The sequence below is a fragment of the Bacillus sp. JJ722 genome (genome assembly GCF_036963345.1).
Classification (GTDB): domain Bacteria; phylum Bacillota; class Bacilli; order Bacillales; family DSM-1321; genus Bacillus_AD.
In genome coordinates this window covers 25075-32194 of record NZ_JBALMO010000074.1, presented here as the reverse complement: position 1 = coordinate 32194, position 7120 = coordinate 25075, and the positions used below count along the sequence as shown (strand labels likewise).

Below are 7120 nucleotides of genomic sequence, written 5' to 3'. Positions count from 1 at the left end.
GTGTAAACCTACTTTAATCGCTTTCTCAAACTGATCTTTCGCTGCCATCAATTTATCGTTATCATAATATAAATTCCCTAATGCATAGTATGCTGCACCAGCGTTTTCATCAATTGATATTGCTTTATTATAAAAATTCTCTGCTTTGGCTACCTCACCAACTGCAGTTAACACGTTCCCAAAGTTAATATAAGAAACAGCCTCATTAGGATTTTCTTCAATTGCTTCAGAAAAAACCTTTGCCGCTTCTTCCCACTTACCTTCTTGCATATATTGAATGCCCTGTTCATTTTTGTTCATAACTATTCACACTCCATTTTTTCTATAAAGAAGTATATCATATTTCCTTTCTTACGTTACTCAGTAGAGCGCAAGTAGAAAGAATTATGATTGAATGGGATGCTTTTTAAAGAATTTCTCTACTTTTGCATCATCGCCAACCGTGTTATTTAATACTTCTTCATTCCATGCTTCTTTATCATCTGCATATTCTCTCACATCTTTACCGTAGAAATCGTTCATTTCTTGTCTTGTTATTTTGAAAGATTTAAGAGCTTTTGTATGTAATTTAAATTCAACGACATCAACATTTTCAATTAAAATAAAATAAGTCGTAGCATTGTTCAAAAAAGTTCTTTCTGTAACTTTATCATCCCAATCATCTTCAAAGGCTTCTTGTTTAATGTTTGTACCTTCTTTAACACCATAATCAATTGTAAGACCATACGGTTTCTGTTCTGTTTGTAAAGATACTTGTTTTACATATTTTCCACCTGGAAGTAAATAACTCATATTCACTACTGCACTAGAGTCTCCGATCGTAGAATCTTTAAAGACTAGAAGCTCTTCAACAGTATTCTCTTTCGTTTCTTCCTTCTTTGATTGACATCCCATTAATATCACACTACATAAGATTACTGAGCACATCATCATGATTATACGTTTCAATTTACATACACTCTCCTTTTTGTTGTACATCTTAGTTGAATGACAGATGAAAAACCTCAGCTCATAATCAGAACTGAGGTTTCTCATTTTATCCCGTTCAAACTGGCGCTAAGACTCTCACTTCAAAACGAAGCGAAATCAAAAGTGTTTAAGTGGGAGATTAAGCGCCAATAAGAACCCGATTGGTTCAACCACTAATCTTAGGGAAACCGCACCCCATCGATTAAAGTTTCACTTTATCTGCTAAAAAAGCACAGTCTCATTATCCTACATAAGTAAGCTGTTTACCATTCTTATATATAGTGTCAATCGTACCGCCACCTAGACATTCATCACCATCATAAAAAACGACAGCTTGGCCTGGCGTGATAGCACGTGTAGGTTCATCAAAAATAACCTCAACACGATCTTCAGCAAGTATCTTAACTGTTACTCCATTATCTGTTTGACGGTAACGGAATTTAGCCGTACATCTGAATTCTTTTGGTTTTGGTCGATTAGATACCCAGCTCAAGTTTACTGCTTGAAGAGAAGTAGAGTATAGTACATCATTCTCAAAACCTTGAGCAACATACAATACATTACGTTTTAAATCTTTTCCTACCGCAAACCAAGGTTCGCCGCTTCCACCAATCCCTAGACCATGACGCTGTCCAATTGTATGATACATTAAGCCATCATGTTTACCTTTAACTTCTCCGTCCATTGTTTCCATATTCCCTGGCTGTGCAGGTAAATAATTGCTTAAGAATTCTTTAAAGTTTCTTTCACCGATAAAGCAAATACCTGTTGAATCTTTTTTCTTCGCTGTCGCTAAGCCTGCTTCTGCCGCAATTCGACGCACTTCAGACTTTGGTAGATGTCCAAGTGGGAACATTACCTTTTCTAATTGTTCTTGTGTTAATTGATTCAAGAAGTATGTTTGATCTTTATTATCATCAACGCCGCGAAGCATCTTGTACTCACCATCACGGTGCTCTACCTGTGCATAATGACCTGTAGCTAAATAATCTGCTCCAAGGCTAATTGCATGTTCAAGAAACGCTTTGAACTTAATTTCTTTATTACACATTACATCTGGATTAGGTGTTCTACCTGCACGATATTCATCTAAGAAATACGTAAACACTTTATCCCAATATTGCTTTTCAAAGTTTACTGCATAGTAAGGGATACCAATTTGATCGCAAACTTTCATTACATCTTCGTAATCTTCAGTTGCTGTACAGAAACCATTTTCATCTGTGTCATCCCAGTTTTTCATAAAAATACCGATTACATCATAGCCTTGTTGTTTTAGAAGAAGTGCAGCCACAGAGGAGTCAACTCCTCCAGACATCCCTACTACAACGCGGGTATCTTTTGGTGCTTTAGTCATCGCTTTGAACCCCACTTTTATTTATTGTTTCGTAAGACGCTTTACAATTCTCACTATTTCATCAGCAACCTGTTTCACTTGGTCACTTGTATTGTTTATACCAAAACTAAATCGAATTGAATTCGTTGTTCTTTCATGATTTTTACCGAACATCGCTACTAACACATGTGATGGATCAATTGTGCCAGCAGTACAAGCTGAACCGCTAGAAGCTGCAATACCCAAAATGTCTAAATTAGCTAGCATAACTTCAATATTTACCCCAGTAAAGCTAATATTCAACACATGTGGTAAAGACTTCTCAAGCGATCCATTTACAGAAAAAGCGATTTGTGCTTCCGTGAAAATTCGAATCATTTGCTCTTTAAACTGTTTGTACAGTTCATGCTTTTTCTCCATCATATCATGTGCAATTAGAGAAGCTTTCGTAAACCCGACAATAGCAGGAAGGTTTTCTGTACCAGCTCTTCTCTTTCTTTCTTGCTCTCCTCCATGAAATACAGGCGCAAGTGTAATGTCTTCTCTACAATAAAGAAAACCAATTCCTTTAGGACCGTTAATTTTGTGTGAGGATACAGAAAGTAAGTCAATCTTCATTTCTTTTACATTTATAGGCATAATTCCATAGGCTTGTACAGCATCAGTGTGAAAGAACGCTTGATGTTCTTGTAGCATTTCCCCTATCGCTCGTACATCTTGAAGAGTTCCTACTTCATTATTTCCATATATAATAGAAACCAGTATTGTATCATCTCTTAACGCACTTTGTAAGTCTTCAAGCGATATTTGCCCTTGTTCATTAACTGGTAAATACGACACTTCAAATCCTTGCTTCTCCAAATATTGACATGTATGCAATACAGCATGATGTTCAATCGCTGTCGTAATAATATGTTTACCTTTTGATGCATATGCATGAGCTACTCCTGAAAGTGCATGATTATCACTTTCTGTACCACCACTAGTAAAAATGATTTCATTTTCTTTAGCTACAATTGTAGTTGCAAGTTGTCTACGCGCTTCGTTAACAACTTTACGAGCTTCTCTTCCAAAGAAGTGAATACTTGATGGATTTCCGAAATTCTCTTGCATCGCGTTCATCATTTCATGTGCTACATCTGGATGCATAGGAGTTGTAGCGGCATGATCGAGATAGATTCGTTCCACTACCTCTCCCTCCTTTATTTTAAGTAATTCATTTACTTTATTATATGAATAGCCAAGTGGTCAATGGAGACTTCGTGAACGAAGCCCCGATATACTTTAAATATAATACATGTAAGATTCTATATTATCATCTTCATTGTAGTTTGCTAAGTCTTCTAAAGTTGTTGTATCTAATACGTCCTTTACTGCATCACGAATACGAATCCATAAAGCTCTTTTTGCTGGCTCTTCATCTTCAATACCTTCTACTGGACTAATAGGTCCTTCTAATACGCGAATGATATCACCAGATGTAATGGCACTAGGATCTTTTGCTAGCACATATCCACCGTATGCACCTCTAATACTTCTTACTAGACCAGCATTTCTTAACGGCGCAATTAATTGCTCCAAATAGTGTTCAGATAAATCATGTGTTTGAGCAATTGACTTTAATGAAGTAGGACCTTCTCCATGCTTCTTTGCTAGTTCAATCATAATCGTTAAACCATAACGTCCTTTAGTAGAAATTTTCATATATATAGCACCCCAATTAAATTTATTACAAAATGTTTATGTATTATCGTAAATTGTACAATAATCAGCATAAAATAGACTTTTGAAATTATATCATACTTAAGTATAACAATGTATTTACTTCTATTATACCGTATTGTGATAAACTACAAACATTTTAAACTTATATATAAAGGATTCCCTAAGCAATTAAATCTAAATTCAACTCCAAAATAACACCGAAAGAAGCCATGCTCGATTTTTTAATAGAGCATGGCGACTATCAGGTTAGACAAGAATTATGATTGGATTCGACCACTTATTTTGAAGCGCTTTTAATCGCTCTTACTGCTACAGCTGCAAATTGACCACGCGTAGTAGAAGAATGTAAATCAAATTTACCATTGCTACCAAGCATTAGCTTATTAGTAGCTACTACTTGAACAAAATTGTAGCCCCAATAAGACTTCGGAACATCTTTAAATACAACAGGCGTACCCACTGTCTTCAAATGGAAAGTTGCTGTCACTACTTTTGCTAATTGAATGCGTGTAAGTGTGTCATTAGGATTAAATTTCTCCGCTTTCGCAAATACACCAAGCGCTGTTAGCTTCGCGATTGCCATATACGCTGGATGCTCTTTCGGTACATCTTTAAATCCTGGATCTGCAGGTATTTCTTTCGTAGTCGGGATAGAATTGTATAGAATCGTTGCTACTTCTGCTCTAGTAATCTCTTTGTCTGGATAAACAAATCCTTTATCATCTACTCTTAATAGTTTGTTTGACACTAAATATTGCAATTCTTTCTCAGCCCAATGACCTTTTGTATCCACCGGTACAATCGGTTCTGGTTTTGGTTCCGGTGTTGCTTGCTTTGCAATAGCTTCTAATAACGCAGCACTCATGATTTTATATCCATCTAGATTAGGATGAATATCTGTCGGGTTAGGCAGGTTCTTCTTTAATATTTCCATATTATCTCCACCCATTTGGTCATATACAGAAACAAACGTTGCTCCCCCAAGAGTAGTAGCTTCAGAGATTGTTTTGTTTAATGATTTTGCAAGTAATGAAAGCTGAGTAACTTGAGTCACGTCAGGAAGATATGGAAACGGGAAATAAATACCCATTACATAAACTTTTGCGTCTGGATTTAATGCTTTAATTGCTCCGAGAACTTTTCCATAGTTTGTAGCAATTTCTTGTAATTGAGCTGGCACTTTCGTTACATCGATCGCAATTGTCCCTGCATTTAAATCAATTTTAGCCTCTTTTAGAAGATCATTTGCTCCAGCCGAGATTGTAATTAGGTTGGATTTCTTAACTGCTTCTTGCAGCTTAGAATCTTTTGATAACTTGTTTAACACATCCACTGTTGTATCACCGGATTTAGCAAATTCTTTCGAATAGCTTCCAAGTACGTTCTTTCCTTTAAAAGCCTCAGCTGTAAAATCAGAAAAGCTCGAATCTATCTTCTTGTATGGTGTTTGACCTACTGCTAACGAATCACCGAGTGACAAATAATTTACTTGTTTAGCTTGTGCTGCTGATGATGGCGAGCTTGCCAAGCTCAGAAATAACGCAAAAACCAAAATAAAACTTAAAATACTTCTAGACATTTTTTTCATCGTTTCACTCCTATCCTTTTCTTTTCGACTATTATATAGAATATAACTCTGTAACTTTATGAAACTAGTAATAAATTAATGCAAAAAAAGTGACACCACTCATAATTAAAAATTATTTCATGGTGTCACTTTCGTTTATAAATTTATTACACATTATATTTGTAGTTAATTTTAACAAACCATCCAATAAATGTGAATTATTTTTTTGATTGATTTCTCAGACCATTTAATCGATCATGAATCATGGCTAACTTTTTTTCTTCACCAGCATTTTTCGGCTGATAATACACTGTATCTTGCAATTCCTTCGGTAAATATTCTTGATACACCCAGCTATTAGGATAATCATGCGGATATTTATAGCCTATCCCATGCCCTAATTCTTTTGCTCCTTGATAATGAGCATCCTTCAAATGCGAAGGAATATCACCCGTTCTTCCTTTTCGAATATCAGCAATAGCTGCATCTAAAGCAGTATAAGCCGAGTTTGATTTAGCAGATAAGCACAATTCAATTACTACATTCGCCAAAGGAATTCTAGCTTCTGGGAGTCCAAGTCGTTCTACCGTTTGGATAGCAGGCAACACTCTTGCACAAAGATCTGGATTTGCTAGCCCTATATCTTCGTAACCAATTACAAGCAAACGTCGACAAATTGCTACTAAATCTCCACCTTCTAAAAGCCGAGCAAGATAATGCAAAGCTGCATTCACATCACTACCTCTAATACTCTTCTGAAAGCTTGAAAGTAAAGAATAGTAGATATCGCCCTTGTTATCATGCGTAAATCCTTTATTCTCAATACTTTGATTGACCGTATCTTCCTCCACTACAATCGCGCCATCTTCACTACGTTCTGATGCCATGACTATATCTTCGAGTAAATTCAAAGCTGTTCTTCCATCACTTGTTGTAGCCGCGATTTTGTCTAGTAAAGGTTCTTCGATAGATATGTTCATTTTTCCTAATCCTTTATCGGCATCCGTAACCGCTCGTTCTAATAACTTCTTAATTGCGGGTGCTGATAATGGTTGTAATTGTTTAATTTGTCCACATCGTGACCGAATCGCACTGTTTACGCTATGAAAAGGATTTTCTGTCGTTGCACCAATTAAAACAAATACACCTTCCTCTAACGCTTTCAAAAGAGAGTCTTGTTGGCTTTTGTTAAAGCGATGAATTTCATCAAGAAATAGAAGAGCATTTCTTGTTAAACGTGCTTCTTCAATCACATTTTCTACATCTTTCTTACCGCATGTTGTCGCGTTTAAAGCATAGAAATCTCTCTTCGTACTTCCAGCAATGGCATACGCTAGCGAAGTTTTTCCTGTACCAGGTTCACCATATAAAAGCATCGAAGGAACATGTCCATTTTTAATCATCTTATATAGAGCAGACTTAGGTCCGATAATGTGCTCTTGACCAACAACTTCTTCAATGATAGAAGGTCTTAATCTATGTGATAAAGGTTCATGATACATGACTGCAAAACCTCCTTACTT

General features: G+C 36.1%; 7 protein-coding genes. All 7 read right to left on the bottom strand.

What is annotated here, in order from left to right; translation table 11 throughout:
• Positions 1-300 (bottom strand): tetratricopeptide repeat protein (locus V7014_RS10920; RefSeq protein WP_335507011.1); only part of this gene is annotated, 300 nt, incomplete at its 3' end.
• 84 nt (positions 301-384) lie between these two features.
• Positions 385-948 carry a DUF4825 domain-containing protein gene (locus tag V7014_RS10915; protein ID WP_335507009.1) on the bottom strand — a complete coding sequence of 188 codons (564 nt, stop codon included), beginning with the start codon at positions 946-948 and terminating at the stop codon, positions 385-387.
• Between the two features lie 262 nt (positions 949-1210).
• Positions 1211-2326, bottom strand: a complete 1116-nt coding sequence (gene mnmA, locus V7014_RS10910) for a tRNA 2-thiouridine(34) synthase MnmA (protein ID WP_335507007.1) — start codon at positions 2324-2326, stop codon at positions 1211-1213.
• A gap of 21 nt (positions 2327-2347) precedes the next feature.
• On the bottom strand, positions 2348-3493 hold the full coding sequence (locus V7014_RS10905) for a cysteine desulfurase family protein (RefSeq protein WP_335507005.1): 1146 nt from the start codon (positions 3491-3493) through the stop codon (positions 2348-2350).
• Between the two features lie 96 nt (positions 3494-3589).
• Positions 3590-4009, bottom strand: coding sequence for a cysteine metabolism transcriptional regulator CymR (gene cymR / locus V7014_RS10900; RefSeq protein WP_335507003.1), 420 nt, complete (start codon positions 4007-4009; stop codon positions 3590-3592).
• A 298-nt stretch (positions 4010-4307) separates the two neighbouring features.
• Complete coding sequence (locus V7014_RS10895) at positions 4308-5618, bottom strand: S-layer homology domain-containing protein (RefSeq protein ID WP_335507001.1); 1311 nt, start codon at positions 5616-5618, stop codon at positions 4308-4310.
• A gap of 197 nt (positions 5619-5815) precedes the next feature.
• Positions 5816-7099 carry a replication-associated recombination protein A gene (locus tag V7014_RS10890; RefSeq protein WP_335506999.1) on the bottom strand — a complete coding sequence of 428 codons (1284 nt, stop codon included), beginning with the start codon at positions 7097-7099 and terminating at the stop codon, positions 5816-5818.
• Positions 7100-7120: the final 21 nt, after the last annotated feature.